Below are 17914 nucleotides of genomic sequence, written 5' to 3' on the forward strand. Positions count from 1 at the left end.
CGGTTCCCGTACCGGAGTCATCCGCCGGATCGGCCTGAAGGCTCGCCCGTTCCAGCGGGCCAAGGAGTGTTTCCGACGCGGACGTACCGTCAACTTCGGCAACTTCCGCGCGCGAATCACGCCATCGGGGAGCGTCGCATGACCGACACGATCGTCCGCGAAGCCCCGCTCGACCGCGTCGCCGACTTCCCCGCCATCCCCGACGGCTGGGCGTATCTCGACACCGCCGCCACCGCGCAAAAGCCGCAAGTCGTCATCGACGCGATCACCCGCGGCTATGCCGAAACCTACGCCACCGTCCACCGCGGCGTGTACCAGCGCAGCGCCGACATGACGCTCGCCTACGAAGCCGCGCGGCAGAAGGTTGCCCGCTTCATCGGCGCGACCACCCCCGACGAGATCGTCTTCGTCCGCGGCGCGACCGAGGCGATCAACCTCGTCGCGCATAGCTGGGCTGCGACGCAGCTCAAGGCCGGCGACCGCATCATGCTGTCGATGCTGGAGCATCACAGCAACATCGTACCGTGGCAGATGGCCGCCGAGCGCGTCGGCGCCGCGATCGACGTGATCCCGCTGACGCCCGATCACCGCATCGACCTCGACGCGATGGGATCGATGCTGACCGAGCGCCACAAGCTCGTCGCGCTCGCTCACGTCTCGAACGTCCTCGGCTCGGTCCTCGACGCGACCCGGGCGACGGAGTTGGCCCACAAGGTCGGTGCCAAGATCCTGCTCGACGGCTGTCAGGCAGTGCCGCGGATCGCCGTCGATGTCGCAAAGATTGGCTGCGACTTCTACGTCTTCTCCGGCCACAAGCTCTACGGTCCGACCGGCATCGGCGTGCTGTGGGGCAGGGGCGACCTCCTCAACCAGATGCCCCCCTATCAGGGCGGTGGCTCGATGATCGACCGCGTGTCCTTCGCCAAAACCACCTACGCCCCCCCGCCGGGCCGGTTCGAGGCAGGCACCCCGCACATCGTCGGCGGCCTCGGTCTCGCTGCGGCGATCGATTACGTCGAGGGCATCGGCATCGACCGCATCCACGCGCACGAGACCGCGCTGGTCCTCGACGCCCGCGACGCACTGTCGTCGCTCAACTCGGTCCGCCTGTTCGGGCCGGAGGACAGCGCCGGCATCGTCAGTTTCGCGGTCGAGGGGGTGCATCCGCACGACGTCGGCACCATCTTGGACGAAGGCCGGGTGGCGATCCGCGCCGGACACCATTGCGCCCAACCGCTGATGGAGGCGCTCGGCGTCGACGCCACCGCACGGGCGAGCTTCGCGGTCTATAACGGCCCACAGGACATCGAGGCGCTGGTACGCGGCGTCGAACGGGTAACGAGGATATTCGGATGAGCGATACCTTTCGTATCGAGGAAGTGGACGCGGTCACCCCGCCGCCGCGCGCCCGCGTCGAGGAAGCCGATCAGGCCCCCCGCGAACGTGACTATCTGTCGGGCTTCCTGCAGCAGAAGCCGCAGGGCGATGCCCCCGGCGAACCCGGCGGCGCACTGTACGAGGCATGCATCGACGCGCTGAAGGAAATCTACGACCCCGAAATCCCGGTCAACATCTACGATCTCGGCCTGATCTACGGCGTCGAGGTAACCGCTGAAGGGCAGGCGGTCGTCACCATGACGCTGACGACACCGCATTGCCCGGTCGCGGAATCGATGCCCGCCGAGGTCGAGATGCGCGTCGCCGCGGTGCCCGGCATCGCCTTCGCCGACGTCAACCTCGTCTGGGATCCGCCGTGGGACCCGCAGAAGATGTCCGACGACGCCAAGCTCGAACTGGGCATGCTGTAACAAAAAGCCCCTCCTCTTCAGAGGAGGGGTTGGGGTGGAGGGGTCGGACCGGCCTCGGTGAGACATCGCCCCACCCCCAGCCCCTCCTCGAAGTGGAGGGGAGAAGGAGAAGAAGAATGGCCACGACCCTCCGCCAGCGCCCCGCGCCGCTGATCCTGACCGCGACCGCCGACGCGCGCATCGCAGACCTGATGTCGCGCGCGCCAGAGGGCGCGATCGGCGTCAAGCTGTCGACCCCCCGCCGCGGCTGCTCGGGCCTTGCCTATTCGGTCGATTACGTCGCCGAGGCCAAGCCGTTCGACGAGCGGATCGAGACGCCCGGCGGCACGCTGTTCGTCGATGGCGGATCTATCCTGTATCTCGTCGGATCGACGATGGATTGGGTCGAGGACGATTTCACCGCCGGCTTCGTCTTCGCCAACCCCAATGCCAAGGGCGCCTGCGGTTGCGGCGAAAGCTTCACGGTCTAGGTACGTCGGCGCCCCGTCCTGAACGGACAGAGAGCAGACGTGCCGGACCCGCGCGACCACAAGTCGATCAGGTCACAACGCCTTGCCGTAGATGTTGTAGACCTTGTTGACGGTCGTGTTCAGCGTATCGGCGATCGATCGCATGCCCTGATTGTCTTCCAGGATCCAGCCGATCTCGCCCCGGCTGGCGCCGTACCGCTCCACCGATGCCCGACGGATATATTCGATCATCATGAAGGCCAGCTGGCTCGCCATCCGCGACGACTGCAACTCCTTCAACACCCCCATCAGCGGCACCCGCATCGTCCGCACCTTCGGCCGGCGCAGCCATAGCAACAGCTTCGCCCAGCCGAACGGCAGCAGCGATCCGTTCAGCGGCGCGATCGCCTCGTTCAGGTCGGGCAGCGTGATCATGAACGCCACCGGCCTGCCGTCCAGCTCCGCGATGCGGATCAGGTCGTTGAACACGATCGGCTTCAGCTTGACGCCGACATCCTTGATCTCCGGCGGGGTCAGCGGCACGAATCCCCAATTGTCGCTCCACGCGTCGTTCAGGATGGCGAGGATGATCGCCGCCTCCTCCTCGAACCGGCTCTTGTCGACCTCGCGCACCACGATCCGGCTATTCTTCTCGCCCGACTGGATGATCCGCTTTACGAGCGGCGGAAACTCCTGCGTGATATCCAGCTCATAGGTGAACAACTGCTTCACCTGTTCATACCCGGCACGCTCGATCCAGCCCTGATATTCGGGCTTGGCATGACCCATCATGATCGTCGGAGCATGATCGAATCCCTTGACGAGCAGTCCCGGCTCCTCCCAGACCGACTGCGATATCGGGCCCAGCGCACGGGTCATCCCCTGTTCGCGCAGCCACGCCTCGGCCCTTGCGAGCAGTGCGACGAAGATGTCCTCGCGCTCCGCATCCATCAATCCCCATTGGCCGACGCCGGGGCCGAAACCCTGATCCGCGGGCATGGTCAGCGCCAGCGTGTCGATATGCGCCGATATGCGACCGACCACCCGGCCACCCTCACGCGCCAGGAAAAGCTGCACCTTCGCATGGCTGTACCAGCCGTTCTTCTCGGGCGTGATCAGCCCCAGCGCCTCGCCCTTCAGCGGCGGTATCCAGTGTGGATCGTCCTTGTAGAGACGAAAGGGCAGGTCGACGAACGCTTTGCGTTCGCGCTTGGTGGTGACGGGCGTGATCGTCAGGTCGCTCAACTCGGGCCTCCCATTTGGCGGGCGATCTAGCACGGCGAACGGGCGATGCGAGTGACGATTCCGTCATCAGTGATCGAGATGTTGCAGCGCCGGCGTCGGCGGCAAGCCTGTAAATGCCACGCTGTCGCCACTATCTGGGGGCAATGGAACACGCCATGGAAAGCTCGCTGACCCTATCGCGTGCGCCCGCCGCCGCGGACGCTCCGGCTCCTGCCGTTCGCCAGCGCATCGCCGACGACAAGGCGATGCTCCGCACGGCGGCGGAGCTGACGCGCGACCTGATCGCCCCGCGGCCCGGCATCTACTGGGCGGACCTGATCGCTTCGGCGGCCATCGGCTATGGCGCGCTGGCGGTTGCGGTGACGGTCAGCGGCACCGGCTGGGTGTTGCTGGCGGCGCTCGTGTCGGCGTTGGCGCTCTACCGGGCACTCAGCTTCATCCATGAAGTCAGCCACATGAAGCGCAGCGCGCTGCCGCGTTTCCGTGGCTTGTGGAACGTGTTGATCGGTGTGCCGATGCTGGTGCCGAGCTTCATGTATGAAGGCGTGCACAACCTTCACCACGCCAAGACGCGCTACGGCACGTCCGAGGACCCGGAATATCTACCGCTCGCGCTGATGAAGCCGTGGACGCTTCCCGCATTCGTCGTGATCTCCGCGCTCGCACCCATCGGCCTGCTCATCCGCTATGCGATCCTGTCGCCGGTGTCCTTGCTGTCGCCCAGGCTGCGCACGATGGTGATGGAACGCTATTCGGCGCTGGCGATCAACCCGTCCTTCCGCCGCCGAGCGCCCGAAGGGGACGCGCGGACGATGTGGAACCGCGTCGAGGCTGCGGCGAGTGTCTGGGCGATTGCCGTCGTCGCGCTGACCGCAACTGGAGTCTTCCCGTTGCGCAGCGTGCTCATCGCGCTGGCGATCGGATCGGGGGTGGCGGTGGTCAATCAGGTGCGGACGCTGGTGGCGCATCTGTGGGAAAATGACGGCGAACCGATGTCGGTCACCGCGCAATATCTCGACTCGGTCAACGTGCCGCCGCCATCGATGCTGCCGGCCCTCTGGGCGCCGGTCGGCTTGCGCTACCACGCGCTGCATCATCTGCTGCCGAGCCTGCCGTATCACGCTCTGGGTGAAGCGCATCGTCGCATCACCGGCGCGCTGGAGCAGGGATCGCCCTATCACAAGGCGAGCTACGCCGGTCTGCCCGGCCTGGTGAACAAGATCGTGCGGAGCACATTGGTCGCCCGCTGACCGACGTGGGCGAACCGTTATACCGGGCGGATGTCGGATGCGGAGATGGCATCGAGCCGTCGGCGACAGGTAAAGAGATCCCCGAGCCGTCACCCTTCTGCGCCGCGCCACAAACGTGGCGCCACGTAAATCCGGCCGGTTATTCCTCGGTCCGGATCAGCACTGCCTCACCGATCAGCAGGAACAGCAGGAACGGCGCCCACGCCGCCAGGAACGGCGGGTAAGCGCCCAGATTGCCCATCGCCAACGCGAAATTGTCCGCGACGAAATACGCGAAGCCCAGCGCCATGCCGATCACGGCGCGCACGAACAGCTGCCCCGACCGCGCGATGCCGAATGCCGCGACCGCGCCCAGCAGCGGCATCAACACCGCCGACAACGGGCCGGAGAATTTGTGCCACAGCGTCCCTTCCAGCGACTTGGTCGGCCGCCCTGCATCGCGCAGGTCGCCGATCGCCGCGTAGAGCGCGGTGAAGTCCAGTCCGTCGGGATTGACCGTGCCGAGCGTGAACTGGTCCGGCCGCACCCCAGGTGCGACCCTGACCGTGCCGATCTCGCTCAAGCGGCCGGTCGCGACGTCGAAGCGGGTTGCGGGGGTGATGTCCCAGCCGTTGCCGGCATGGCGACCCTGTGGCGCCCGGATGATCGCGACCAGCTCGCCGCCGGTCCGATCGTAGACGGTGACGGTCCCGAGCCGGGTTTGTTCGCCACGCCCGCGTACCTGTTGCACGGCGATCAGATCGTCGCCGTCGCGCACCCAGACGTTGCTGCGCTCGCCGCGGTCGATCGGCAGCGCGCCGTAATCGACGTCCTTCCACTGATCCAGCGTCGCGGTCGCCCGTGTCACGATCCGCTCGTTGAACACGAAACTGACCGCGGCGACACCCAGGCTGGCCACCAGCAATGGCGCCAGCACCTGATGCGCCGACAGCCCGGCGGCCTTCAGCGCGATGACCTCGCTGTTCTGGTTCATCGTGATCAGCGTCAGGATGGTGCCCAGCAATACCGAGAACGGCAGCAGGAATGCGACGATCTGCGGTGCGCGCAGACCGACATATTCCCACACCTGCGACTGGGTGTTGCCGGGGTGGGCGAGGATGGCACCGGATTCGCTCAGCAGGTCCAGCGTCTGGAGGATCAGCAACAGCGCCGCCAACAGTCCGAATGTCCGCACCAGAAACAGCCGGCCCATATAGATTGCGACGGTACGCGACGGGAAGAAACTGGTCATGCCGCCGCTCCCTTTTTGCGGCCACGGCCGGGCAAATAGCGGGTGAGAAGCTTGGCGACCTTTGAAAAGCCGCGCTCCAGCGCGCCGATCGGCTGCCCGCCCGGCACATAGGCGATCTGGTAATACATCCACAGAATGATCCCGGCGAAGATGCAGAACGGCACCCACAGCGCGATCAGCGGATCGATGCGCCCGAGCTCGCCGATCGAAGCCGCATATTCGTTGACCTTGTGATAGGCGACGATCATCACGATCGCGAGGAACACGCCGAAGCCCGAGTTCGATCGCTTCGGCGGCACGCCCAGCGCGATCGCCAGCAGGGGCAGCAGGAACATCGTCGCCACCTCGACCAGCCGGAAATGGAATTCCGATCGGCTGCTGTCGCGTTGTTCCGCACTCGGTGAGGCATGACCCAGCTTTGCGAGTTCGGGCAGCGTGAATTCCAGATTGCGTCCGCCGCGGGAGCGAAAATTCTCGTAGCGCGGCAAGGGGATCGGCAGATCGTGCGAGGTGAAGCTCAACACGCGCGGCACCGTGAAATTCGGGGCCTTGTGCACCAGCAGGCCCTTGGTCAGGCGAAAGATGATCGTGTTGGGATCGTCCGTCGCCAGAAACTGGCCCGATCGTGCGGTTACCGAATAGCTCGTGCCCTTGTCGTTGTAATAGACGAAGATGCCGTCGAGCTTGCGGCCCTTGTCGTGGCTCTGTTCGATGCGCAGCGTCATGCGGTCGCCGAAATGCGTGAATTCGCCGACCTTGATCGACGCACCCAGCGCGCCGGTGCGCAATTCGAAGCGCAGCTGCTCGTAATAATAACGTGCCTTCGGCTGCACGAAGCCGACGATGGCGATGTTCAACGCCGCGAGGATCAGCGCGTACATGAACGGCACGCGCAGCATGCGCGTATAACTGACCCCTACCGCGCGTAGCACGTCGAGTTCCGAATTCGCCGCCAGTCGCCGGAACGCGAGCAGGATGCCGAGCAACAGGCCGATCGGAATGCCAAGCCCCAGATATTCGGGCAGCAGATTGGCGAGCATCCGCCACACCACACTGATCGGTCCGCCCTCGGTCGCGACGAAATCGAACAGGCGGCGGATGCGGTCGAGCACCAGCAGCATGGCGGCGATGATCAGCGTCGAAAATAGCGGCAGCGCGATCAGCCGGGCCATGTAGCGGTCGAGGGATGTCATGCGGGAAGGGGCTCGGGCCGGGGCTGGAAAGGCCCGGTATAGGCGCCGGTAGCGCAGGCGTCAGCTAGAAAAGCCGCTTACGGTCACGCCGTCACTCGGCCGCGATCTGCTCGGGTGGGGCAGGGCGATCGCCCGTCACCGCCCGGCCGATCGCCCGCTCCAGCCCGACGAGCGTGAACGGCTTGCGCAAGACCGGGTGCGATCCGAACTCGCTGGCGTTCGCCTCACCCGCGAAACCGGTGACGAACAACACCGGAATGTGCGGAAAGCGGGGTGCCAGCGCGGCGATCATCTCGGGTCCGGTCTGTCCCGGCATCAGCACGTCGGAAATGATGAGGTCGATGGCGTCATGCTCCGTCAGCAGACCCGCCGCCTTGGCCGGCGCGTCGCAGGCGATGCCGTGGTGGCCGAGTTCCTCGAGCGCCCCCATGGTCGCGACGAGCACGCGCGGATCGTCTTCGACGACCAGCACTTGCAACCCTTCCACGACCATGTCGGCCGGCGGGACATCGACCGGGGACACCACGCCGGGGCCGGCCGCCGCCATGTCGCGCGGCAGATAGAGCGTCACCGTCGTGCCACGGCCGACCGCCGTATCGATCGTGATCGCGCCCGCCAGTTGCCGCACCAGCGCGAAGATCTGGCTGAGGCCCAGGCCAGTGCCCTTGCCCGCTTCTTTGGTCGTGAAGAACGGCTCATACACCCGCTCGACCACGTCGGGGGTCATGCCGGTGCCATCGTCGGTCACCGCCAGCGTGACGTAATCGCCGGCGTCGCAGTGATCGACCTGATGATCCGACAGCGTCGCCGCGCCCGTCGCGATCACCAGCCGGCCACGCCCGTTCATCGCGTCGCGCGCATTGACCGCCAGATTCAGCACCGCGTTTTCCAGCTGGACGCGATCGGCCCGGACCAGCCAGCCACGCGCCTCGTCGCGGGTGACGACGGTGACCGCGTCGCCCAAAGTCCGGTCGAGCAACTCCGACATGCCCGACACCAGCTGCGCCGCGACGATCGGTTCGGGCTTCAGCGATTCCTCGCGACTGAACGCCAGCAACCGCCGGGTCAGCGCCGCGGCACGATTTGCCCCATCGGCTGCATTGTCGAGGTGCCGGGCGACCGCCGCCGGATCGCTGGTCAACGCCCGCTTCGCCAGTTCCAGCCCGCCGAGAACCACTGCGAGCATGTTGTTGAAGTCATGGGCGATACCGCCGGTCAGCTGTCCCACCGCCTCCATTTTCTGACCTTGCCGAAGCTTGGCTTCCTGCACCCGCAACTCGTCGGTAGCCTGCGTCACCGCAGCGGACAGTTCCTCTGCGCGCTCCCGCTCCGCATCCGCCTCGGCCTGCGCCAGCGCGCGTTCGCCGACCGCCTGCAGCGTGAACCAGCCGAGCACCAGCGCGCCGAGCACGATCAGCACGCCGAAGATCGCGAGCACGCCTGCGATCCGGCTCGACCGGTCGACGGTGCGCATCGCATCGGTGGTCCGCGCATCGAGCAGCGCGCGCTCGCCCGCGATGATCTCGTCCAGCGTCCGGTCGATCGCCGTCAGCGTCGGCGACGATCGCGCCGCGTAATAGCGCGCCAGCGCCTGACTGTTCTTGCCATAGGTGGTGCTGAGCGCCGTCAGCGACAGCTCCTCGCCACGTTGCATGTACGCGGTCCGCAATTGCGCTACCCGCGCACTCTGTTCGCCGGTCGCCTGCGTCAGCCGCTCCAGCCGGCCGAGCTGCGTCCCCGCCAGCCGCCATTGATCGAAGTAGATCTGCCCCAATGCCTGCTGGCCGCGGCCGCTGATGACGTAGCGGCCCAGCGACGCTTCAGACCGCGCGATCGTTCCCGACAGCGTCCGGGCGAGGATCATCACGTCGTAACTGTGCGCCTGCGCCTGCAAGGCACGATCGCGCTGGCGGTTGGACTCGCCCAGCGTCACGATCAGCGCGACGAGCACCACCGCCCCCAGCAGACCCATCACGACCAGCGTGATCATCCGCCAGGCCGCGTCGCCTCCCGGGGTTCCCCCCGGAACCATCTCGGCGTCATCCCGCGTCACGGCAGCGATGCTAACCCGTTTCGCCCCGCCTGCAAAGCACCCGCGGGGGCGTCAGCCGATCGCGCCCACGGCCTGTCCCGCGGCGCGGAATTTCGCGATGACCTCGTCGAGCTGCGCGGCGGTATGTTCGGCGCACAGCGAACAGCGCAGCAGGAACGTACCCGCCGGAGTCGCCGGCGGGCGTGCCATGTTGACGTACACGCCCGCTTCCAGCAGCCCCTGCCACATCGCGACCGCCTGTTCCTGATCGTCGAGGATCACCGCGACGATCGCGCTATCCGGCGCTTCGGTGCCGAGCCGGAAGCCCATCGCCTTCAGACCGCCGTGCAGCTGGCGCGCGTTCGCCCACAATTGCTCACGCTTGGCATGCGCGGTCTTCAGCTTGCGGATCGACGCCGCAGCGGTCGCGACCACCGACGGCGGCAGGCTGGCCGTGAAGATATAGGGACGACAGGCGAGGCGGATCGCCTCGAACTTCGGGTGATTCGACACGCAGAAGCCGCCGACCGTGCCGACCGACTTCGAGAAGGTGCCGACCACAAAATCGACCTCCGCCTCCAGCCCCTGCGCCTCGTACACGCCGCGACCGTTGGGGCCGTAGAAGCCCATCGAATGCGCCTCGTCGGACAGCACCATCGCACCGTGCTTCTTGGCGACCGCGACCATCTCCTTCAGCGGGGCGATGTCGCCCAGCATCGAATAGACGCCCTCCAGCACCACCAGCTTCGCCGGCTCCTTCGGCAGGCGGCCCAGTCGCTTGTCGAGGTCCTCGACGCTGTTGTGGCGGAACCGGACGATCTCGGCATTGCCCTGCTGGCAGCCGTCGTAGATCGACGCATGGCTGTCGGCATCGAGAATGACGTATTCGCCCTTGCCCGCCAGCGTCGAGATCATGCCGAGATTGGCCATATACCCGGTCGAGAAGACGATTGCGCCGGTCATGCCATAGAATTCGCGCAACGCGGCCTCTGCGTCCATATGGTCGCGGAAGGTGCCGTTGAGCATGCGGCTGCCGTTGGTGCCCGAACCGAACTGGTCGAGCGCGGCGTGGCCGGCGGCGATGACGTCGGGGTCGAACGTCATGCCCATGTAATTGTAGGTGCCGAGCAGGATCGTGTCGCGACCGGCGATCACCGCCTCGGTCGGCGACTTCACCTGATCCATCACGATCGCGAACGGATCGGTGACGCCGGTGTCGATCAGCGCTTTCCGCTCGGCGATCAGGTTATCGAACTTCGACATCAGGTCGCGCTCGGGGGCGATCACGGGGGGATCGAGGTCCAGCGCCTCGGCCTGCAATCCGGTCTCTGTCATGTCAGCCCTTCAGCTTCTCGACGGCATCGGCGAGCTGGCCGATATTCTCGATCTCGGCCTGCATGTTCATCGTGATGATGATCTCGAATTCGTCCTCGATCGCGGCGACGAAATCCATCACGGTCAGGCTGTCCCATTCCAGATCGCCCTGGAACGTGGTGGTTTCGGTCAGCTCAACGCCCTTCTTGTTGAAAGGGGCGATCTGCGCCTTGATGATGTCGAGAATCTGGGTGCGGTCGGTCATGATGCTCATCCGTCTGGCGGCCAAATACGGCAGGGTTGCGGCGCTATAGCAGTCCATGGGCGCGATACCATCGCGCGGTTGCGGCAAGCCCCTCCGCAAGGGGGGTGGCAGGCGTCCAGAGCGACGCTGGCGGACGGCGGGATGGCCGGGCGGTCCAGTCGTCGTGAGAGAGATAGCCGACGCGATCGGGCGTAAGTTTCGCCTGCGCTTTGCGGACCGTCCGGTCGAACCTCGCCCCCATCATCAGCATGGCTTTCGGCAAATGCAGGGCGAGCACGCGTCGCCGTCCGACCGCGTGGCCGATCGCCTGCGCGAGGGCGGCGTGGGTGAGGGCATGGCCATCGTCCACCTCGTACACCGCAGCCGGCCCGGGCTGCGTCGCAAGCGTCAGCAGCAGCCGTGCGAGATCGTCCACCGCAACCAGCGATACCCGCCCGCGGGGCGGCAGCAGGGCGATACCAAAGCGGGCCGCGCGGAACAGGTCGCGCATCTCCATATCGCCGGGGCCGTATACCCCGCTCGGGCGGACGATGGTCCAGTCTACGCCGCTGCGCTCCACCAGCGTCTCCGCCGCCGCCTTCGACCAGCCGTAGTTCGAAAGCTGCGGTTCGCGCGCGGAAAGCGACGAAACGTGGACGAACCGGTGCACCCCGGCCTGCGCTGCGGCGGCGAGCATCGCGGCGGTGCCGTCGACGTTGCCGGCGACGAAGCCGGCGCGATCGGGGGCGTTCACCACGCCGGCGACATGGACGATGGAATCTGCACCGAAGGCGAGTTCGGCGAGGCTGTCGGGGCGATCGAGCGCACCCGCGACCCACCTTACGCCGTCGCGTGCCGGCTGCGGGCGGCGGGTGAGGGCGCGAACGTGATGGCCGGCGGCCAACGCCTGCGCGACGAGCGCCGACCCGACGAAGCCGGTGGCGCCGGTGATGGCAAGGATGGTCATGCGCACCCCGCCGCCTCGACGGCGTCGCCATCGCCGCAAAGGCGGGTTTCCCTAATCCCGGATGTCAGCGATCGCGTCGCGGGGCCAGCCGGGCTGAATCCCCGCCTGCGCAGGAATGACGGTCTATCGGCTGGCGGCGACGGCATCACACCAATGCCAGATGGTTGCGATGCACCAGCGCCGCCCGCGGGGCGTAACCGAGGATCACCGCCTGCTCGTCCGAGCGCGTGCCTACCAGCCGCACCGCCTCACCGGCGTCATATTCCGACAAACCGCGCGCCAGCACGCCGCCGGGTCCCTCGATCGTCACCAGATCGCCGCGCGCGAAGCCTCCCTCGATCCGTGTCACGCCCGCCGCCAGCAAACTGCTGCCCGCCGCCAGCGCCTTTGCCGCGCCTGCATCGACATGGATCGCGCCTCTGGCCGTCAATCCACCCGCCAGCCACGCCTTGCGCGCGGTCGCGGACCGTTCTGCCACGAACCACGTATGGCGTTGCTCGCCGGCGAGCGGATGGTCGAGCCGCCCGCTGGCGATCGCCAGATGCGCGCCCGCTGCGGTCGCGATCCGCGCCGCCGCGATCTTCGACACCATTCCGCCCGACCCCATGCCCGATGCCGAACCGGCGTCGGCCATGCCCGCCACCGCATCGATCCGCTCGACCGTCGCGATATGTCGTGCACCGGGATGCGTGTGCGGATTGGCGTCATACAGTCCGTCCACGTCGGACAGCAGCACGACGCCCTGTGCGCCTGCCGCCTGCGCCACCCGCGCGGCGAGCCGGTCGTTGTCGCCGAACCGGATCTCCTCGGTCGCGACGCTGTCGTTTTCGTTGATGACCGGCACGACGCCGAGGCCGAGCAGCCGGTTCAGCGTCGCCGCGGCATTCAGGTAACGCCGGCGATCCTCCAGATCGTCGAGCGTCACCAGCATCTGCGCGGCGGTGATGTCATGCTGCCCCAGCAGCTCCGCCCAGGTCTGGCTCAGCACGATCTGTCCCGTGGCGGCCGCCGCCTGCGCATCCTCCAGGCTCGCGCGCCCGCCTTTGGTCAGGCCCAGCCGCCGCGCACCGAGCGCGATCGCGCCGGACGAGACGATCGCGACCTGCTGCCCCGCCGCGACACGGCCCGCGATGTCGGCCACCAGCGTCGCCAGCCACGCCCGGCGCACCGCGCCATCGGGCGCGACGAGCAACGCCGACCCGACCTTGACGATCAGGCGCGGACAGGTGGCGGGGGGAAATATCATGGACGGGCGTTAGCGCTTCGTCCCCGTCCGGATCAATCGCGTGCGAAGATTTCCTGATGCGGGATCACGACGTTCAGCGAGGGGAGGGGTACGTCCGCCGGCATGTCGAATGCCTGCTCGTTCCACCCGCCGGGGCCGGTGCGCTGGACGATGCCCACCCGCTCGGTCGCGATGTCGACGAAGACGATCGTGTCGACGCTCGGCAACGCCTTATATTCGTACAGCTTCGTCGTCAGATCGGTACGCGCCGTTCCGGCAGAGAGCACGTCGACGACGATGCGGGAATCGTCGAACGCCTTGGCATCGTCATTGTCCGACCCGCCGCGACCGCAATACACCGTCACATCCGGGTAGCGGATGGAGCGATCGTGCGTTCGTGCCGACATATCGGAATTGTACGGACGACCGCCGCTGCCTCTCAATCGGGAGGCCAAGGCGACGATCACGTTGGTTTGCACCTGTGCATGGCGCGCCGTGCCGCCCGCCATCATCCGAATGACGCCATTGTCGAGCTCGGCCTTCTTGTCGCCGAAGTCGATCTCCAGGAATTCCTCGGCCGTGAGCAGCGGATATTCGGGGCGAGGCGCCATACCCCTTCTATAGCATAGCGGTCGCTGCGATCACACCGGCGACCAGGTGATCTCGTCCTCGCCCTCGTCGGTCGACGACACCGTTCCCGGGCCGGGGCCGATCGCCTCGAGCAATTGATCGAGCACCCAGTCCACACCGGTGCCCGCCGCGCCGGACAGCGGAATGACGTCGGTGCCGCTTGCCTCCGCCAGTTCGGTGGACAGCGCCTCAATCAGCTCCTCGTCGAGCATGTCGATCTTGTTGAGTGCGACGACGTGCGGCTTGTCGATCAGCCCGCCGCCATAATTCGCCAGTTCCTCGCGCACGATGCGATAGCTTTCGGCGACATCATCGTCGTTGGCGTCGACCAGATGCAGCAGCACCCGGCACCGCTCGATATGGCCAAGGAAGCGGTCGCCGATCCCGGCACCCTCGGCCGCGCCCTCGATCAGTCCCGGAATATCGGCGACGACGAACTCGCGGCTCTTGTGCCGCACCACGCCCAGCTGCGGGCGAGTGGTCGTAAAGGCGTATGCGCCCACCTTCGCCTGCGCGTTGGTCACCGCGTTGATGAAGGTCGACTTGCCGGCGTTCGGCAGTCCGACGAGGCCGGCATCGGCGAGCAGCTTCAGCCGCAGCCATACCCACGCCTCCTGATACGGCCAGCCGGTGCCATGCTGCCGCGGCGTGCGGTTGGTCGAGGTCTTGTAGCTCGCATTGCCGCGACCGCCATCGCCGCCGCGCAGGAACACCTCGCGCTGGCCGACCTCGGTGAAGTCGAGCAGCACCTCGTCCTTGTCCTCCGACAGGACCTGCGTGCCGACCGGCACCTTGATGAGCAGGTCGTCGCCGCCACCACCGGTACGATTGCTGCCCGATCCGCCATGGCCGCGCGGGGCACGGAAGTGCTGGGTATAGCGGAAATCGATCAGCGTGTTCAGTCCGGCGACCGCTTCGAAGATGATGTCGCCGCCCTTGCCCCCGTTGCCGCCGTCGGGGCCGCCGTACTCGATGAACTTTTCACGACGGAAGCTGACGGCGCCGGGGCCGCCCGCGCCGGAGCGGACGAAGATCTTGGCCTGGTCGAGGAAATGCATTCCGCCTCTTTAGCGCGATGGGCGCGAACGGCCACCCCCGCGTTGATCCGGTTGATGGCAGGGCGAATTTGGACGTTTCATTCGGACAAAAACGCAAAAGATCGTTGAAGCGACATTTACGGTAACGCTATGAGCTTGCGCGTGAAGATCGCGCACGATTCCCGTTCAGCGGTCGCAACAGTTGAAAACCTGCATTGGCATCGCGCGTTCGCGACCGATGGGCTGGCGGCCGGCGATTGCTACGCGGCGTGGCGTGATGCCGATATCGCCGGCCTGTCGACGCGGTACGAAACGACGCCGCACGAGCCGTTTTCGGTGGCGATGGACTGGCTCGATCTCGGCACGCTGGGAATCGGCTCGGCGCGTATCACCGCGCAGGACTGGGATCGCAGCCGGTGGAAGGCGAATCACGACCACAATGACGATCTGGTCGTCAACGTCCGTCATGCCGGTGCCGCGTTCGTCGACGTAGACGGCCATCGAACCGTCGCGCCTGCGGGGTCGATCGTGCTGGCCGACATGGCGGCGCCGATGAAGCACTTTTCCGAAGCTTCGCTCAGTACCGGCTTCGCCTTGCCTCGCGCCCTCGCGGAGCAGATGCTGCCGCAGGTTCGCAGCCTCCACGGATATGTCGTGGCGCCCGACCCGGCGGCGCTGCTGGTATCGCATCTCGCGACGATCCGCGCATCGGCCGGCCACCTGCCCGTCGGCAGCGGGCCGGTGATCGCCCAAACTATCCTCGACCTGTTCGCGATGACGGTCACGGCAAGCATGGGTGCCGTCCCGTCCGATCAGGGGCAGCACGAACGCGCCTTGCTGGTGCAATTGCGCGCAGCGATCGAGGATCAGCTGGGATCGCCCTCGCTCAACACCGCGCGGCTCAGCCGGATGCTCGGCGTGTCGCGATCGACGCTGTACCGGCTGTTGCAGGATCAGGGCGGGGTGCAGGCCTATATCCGGACCCGGCGGCTGGCGCGGGTAGCCGCCGCGCTGCGCGATCGTGGCAACCGGCAGACGGTCGCCAATCTCGCCGACGACTGGGGTTTCTGCGACGCGGCCTATCTGGGGCGCGCATTCCGGGAGATGTACGGGATCACGCCCGGCGATTATCGGGCACTGCACGGGATGACGCTCGTCGGCGGATCGTCGCTGCAAGCGCCACGATAGCCGCCGACCGGCGCCGCGACCCCCATCGCGGCACCCGTCGGCGGCACCATGCGACAGGCACCTGGAGCACCTGCCGGTTCCGAACATCCCCCCCTTGCCGCGATCGCCCTGTGGACGATCGCGTTCGGATCGAGCGAGCACCTGCCATGTGCCGTCGGAATGCGGCCTGACTGGTCCGATGCCACGGCGATCACAGGCGCAACGCCATCGCGACCCGTCCGACCAGACGCTACGACGCTCGCGCTTGTGACCCGATACTCAACACGCAACGTGTTGAATCCGCGGCAACACTGTTCCCCACTCGAGGGGGCGGCATAGCCCGGTACCGGACACGACGGCAGGGGGTGAACCATTGCCACCGTCTCAAATGACCATTGCGGACAGTTCAAACCGCGTCGGCAATCCGGTCGGATCCAACCCCGGTCAACCACCGTCGTTGTTGGCGGACAGCATCGCAGCGGCCAGATCGCGCGCCTTGCCCCTCGGCAACCCCAGCGCCCGCGCCATCGGTGCTCCCAGCAAGGCATCGCCCAGCGCCAGCAGCACCAGATGCAGGGTCTCGTCCTGGATCGGGCGCTCGGCCGGCTGCACGCCATCCGCGAGTTCGTCGACCAGATCGTGCACCGCCGACAGGATCGGATCGAGCGCATCGTGATTGCCCGACAGGATCATCCAGCTCGCCAGCGCACCCGCGCCGCCGCGCCCGAAGGCATCGAACACCAGATCGACGATACGCCGCGGATCCTGTTCGCCGGCCCTGGCCCGATCACCGAGGACGGCATCTCGGATCGTCGCGGTGATGTCGGTCGCCATGCGCGCGATCAACGCGGTGTGCAGCCCCTCCGCCGACCCGAAATGATGCAGCAGGTTGGCATGCGTCCGGCCGATCCGCGCTCCGACCGCCTTCAGCGTCACCGCTTGCGGACCGCTCTCGATCAGCAACTGCTGCGCCGCGATCACCGCGGCCTCGCGGCTCTCGGTCGGGGACAGGCGTCGGCGGAGGGTTGCGGCAGGCAGCGGATCAACCTATTTACAGGAATGTAAGTAGACGGGTGTCGTCCCTGTTTGGAGGAATCCATGACGAAAGCAACCACGCCGCACGATCTGGTGATCACGCCGCGCGACCGGCGCTTCGGCCGCGGCACGCGCATGGGCCGCTGGTGGCTGGCCGACGATCCGGTCGCGACCGCCTTCTACAATGCCCTGTCGGTGACCTTTCCCAAGGGGGAGGGCTATTTCGTCGACAGCGTCCGCAAGTTTCGCGACGGCACCCCGCCAAAGCTGACCGCCGAGATCAATGCCTTCATCAAGCAGGAGGTGATGCACACGCGCGAACACGTGGCGTTCAATCGCCACGTCGTCGATCAGGGCTACGACGTCACGCCGCTCGACCGCGACGTCGACGCCGCACTGGCGCTTACCAAAGGCCGCCCCCCGATCGCCAGCCTCGCCGCGACGACCGCGCTGGAGCATTTCACCGCGATGCTCGCGCACGAGCTGATCGCCGATCCTCGGCATCTTGCGGGCGGCGAGGAACAGGCGAGGGCATTGTGGCTCTGGCATGCCGCGGAAGAGATCGAGCACAAGGGCGTCGCCTACGACACCTGGCTGCATGCGACGCGCGACTGGTCGCGGGCGCGGCGCTGGCGGATCAAGTCGCTGGTAATGCTGATCACGACGTGGCGCTTCTTCACCGGGCGAACGCGCGGCATGCTGGAGTTGCTGCGGCAGGACGGGCTGACCGGACCTAAGATATGGATGCGGCTGTTCTGGTACGCGTTCGGCAATCCCGGCATGGCGCGAAAGGTTGCCGGGGTATGGGCCGCGTATTTCCTGCCGGGCTTCCACCCGTGGAAACATGACGATCGTGCGCTGATCGGACTGGCGGAAAGCGACTATGAGGCCGCGGTGCTGCCGAAGGCCGCGGTGGCCTGAGGCGGGCGATGGCGGGTCGGCATCCGCTGCCCGCTATCGATCGGGGCGGTCATGGTCGCGACCCCCATCGTCATCCCGACGAAAGTCGGGACCCAAGGATGCGCCAACGGTTGCAGATCGTACAACCGGGCGCCTGACACCATGGCCCGGCGTTCGCCGGGATGAC

Annotated in this window: 17 protein-coding genes; 6 read left to right on the forward strand and 11 right to left on the reverse strand. The window is 66.7% G+C overall.

Annotation, left to right across the window (positions count from 1 at the left end; translation table 11 throughout):
* The first annotated feature begins 138 nt into the window (after positions 1-138).
* The 3 genes from LRA87_RS04720 (at position 139) to LRA87_RS04730 (ending at position 2278) form a co-directional block, all read left to right on the forward strand.
* Positions 139-1356: a cysteine desulfurase gene (locus LRA87_RS04720; RefSeq protein ID WP_230629594.1), complete on the forward strand. Its 1218-nt coding sequence runs from the start codon at positions 139-141 to the stop codon at positions 1354-1356.
* Positions 1353-1808 carry an SUF system Fe-S cluster assembly protein gene (locus tag LRA87_RS04725; protein WP_230629595.1) on the forward strand — a complete coding sequence of 152 codons (456 nt, stop codon included), beginning with the start codon at positions 1353-1355 and terminating at the stop codon, positions 1806-1808. Before LRA87_RS04720 ends, LRA87_RS04725 begins: the two co-directional genes overlap by 4 nt.
* 116 nt (positions 1809-1924) lie before the next feature.
* A complete protein-coding gene (locus tag LRA87_RS04730) occupies positions 1925-2278 on the forward strand; it encodes a HesB/IscA family protein (RefSeq protein ID WP_230629596.1) in 354 nt (117 codons plus the stop codon).
* A gap of 72 nt (positions 2279-2350) precedes the next feature.
* On the opposite strand, the gene LRA87_RS04735 is transcribed toward LRA87_RS04730, so the two are convergent.
* Positions 2351-3502, reverse strand: coding sequence for an N-acetyltransferase (locus LRA87_RS04735; RefSeq protein ID WP_230629597.1), 1152 nt, complete (start codon positions 3500-3502; stop codon positions 2351-2353).
* Positions 3503-3657: 155 nt separating this feature from the next.
* Between LRA87_RS04735 and LRA87_RS04740 the strand changes: the two genes are divergently transcribed.
* Positions 3658-4752 (forward strand): fatty acid desaturase family protein, encoded by a 1095-nt coding sequence (locus tag LRA87_RS04740; RefSeq protein ID WP_230629810.1) that lies wholly within the window; start codon positions 3658-3660, stop codon positions 4750-4752.
* A gap of 139 nt (positions 4753-4891) precedes the next feature.
* Here LRA87_RS04740 and lptG read toward each other — a convergent pair whose 3' ends face one another.
* From lptG to obgE, 9 genes are all read right to left on the reverse strand, one after another.
* A complete protein-coding gene (gene lptG, locus LRA87_RS04745; protein WP_230629598.1) occupies positions 4892-5983 on the reverse strand; it encodes an LPS export ABC transporter permease LptG in 1092 nt (363 codons plus the stop codon).
* The gene (gene lptF, locus LRA87_RS04750; RefSeq protein WP_230629599.1) at positions 5980-7176 is read right to left on the reverse strand and encodes an LPS export ABC transporter permease LptF; all 1197 of its coding nucleotides are present in this window, start codon (positions 7174-7176) and stop codon (positions 5980-5982) included. Before lptF ends, lptG begins: the two co-directional genes overlap by 4 nt.
* Before the next feature lie 91 nt (positions 7177-7267).
* Entirely contained in the window at positions 7268-9166 is a 1899-nt protein-coding gene (locus LRA87_RS04755) for an ATP-binding protein (protein ID WP_230629600.1), read from the reverse strand.
* Between the two features lie 114 nt (positions 9167-9280).
* The gene (gene spt, locus LRA87_RS04760) at positions 9281-10543 is read right to left on the reverse strand and encodes a serine palmitoyltransferase (RefSeq protein ID WP_230629601.1); all 1263 of its coding nucleotides are present in this window, start codon (positions 10541-10543) and stop codon (positions 9281-9283) included.
* Position 10544: 1 nt separating this feature from the next.
* Positions 10545-10787 carry an acyl carrier protein gene (locus LRA87_RS04765; RefSeq protein WP_230629602.1) on the reverse strand — a complete coding sequence of 81 codons (243 nt, stop codon included), beginning with the start codon at positions 10785-10787 and terminating at the stop codon, positions 10545-10547.
* Positions 10788-10830: 43 nt separating this feature from the next.
* Positions 10831-11733 (reverse strand): NAD-dependent epimerase/dehydratase family protein, encoded by a 903-nt coding sequence (locus tag LRA87_RS04770; RefSeq protein ID WP_230629603.1) that lies wholly within the window; start codon positions 11731-11733, stop codon positions 10831-10833.
* A 145-nt stretch (positions 11734-11878) separates the two neighbouring features.
* Positions 11879-12979 (reverse strand): glutamate 5-kinase, encoded by a 1101-nt coding sequence (proB, locus tag LRA87_RS04775; protein ID WP_230629604.1) that lies wholly within the window; start codon positions 12977-12979, stop codon positions 11879-11881.
* Positions 12980-13011: 32 nt separating this feature from the next.
* On the reverse strand, positions 13012-13569 hold the full coding sequence (locus LRA87_RS04780; RefSeq protein WP_230629605.1) for a Uma2 family endonuclease: 558 nt from the start codon (positions 13567-13569) through the stop codon (positions 13012-13014).
* Positions 13570-13599: 30 nt separating this feature from the next.
* Entirely contained in the window at positions 13600-14646 is a 1047-nt protein-coding gene (gene obgE / locus LRA87_RS04785; RefSeq protein ID WP_230629606.1) for a GTPase ObgE, read from the reverse strand.
* 141 nt (positions 14647-14787) lie between these two features.
* Here obgE and LRA87_RS04790 point away from each other — a divergent pair, with 141 nt between their 5' ends.
* A complete protein-coding gene (locus LRA87_RS04790; RefSeq protein ID WP_230629607.1) occupies positions 14788-15813 on the forward strand; it encodes a helix-turn-helix domain-containing protein in 1026 nt (341 codons plus the stop codon).
* A gap of 423 nt (positions 15814-16236) precedes the next feature.
* On the opposite strand, the gene LRA87_RS04795 is transcribed toward LRA87_RS04790, so the two are convergent.
* Positions 16237-16773, reverse strand: a complete 537-nt coding sequence (locus LRA87_RS04795) for a TetR/AcrR family transcriptional regulator (RefSeq protein WP_443024827.1) — start codon at positions 16771-16773, stop codon at positions 16237-16239.
* A 117-nt stretch (positions 16774-16890) separates the two neighbouring features.
* Between LRA87_RS04795 and LRA87_RS04800 the strand changes: the two genes are divergently transcribed.
* On the forward strand, positions 16891-17748 hold the full coding sequence (locus LRA87_RS04800) for a metal-dependent hydrolase (RefSeq protein WP_230629608.1): 858 nt from the start codon (positions 16891-16893) through the stop codon (positions 17746-17748).
* The last annotated feature ends 166 nt before the right edge of the window (positions 17749-17914 follow it).

Source organism: Sphingomonas sp. Leaf37, from assembly GCF_920939475.1.
In the GTDB taxonomy this organism is placed as follows: domain Bacteria; phylum Pseudomonadota; class Alphaproteobacteria; order Sphingomonadales; family Sphingomonadaceae; genus Sphingomonas.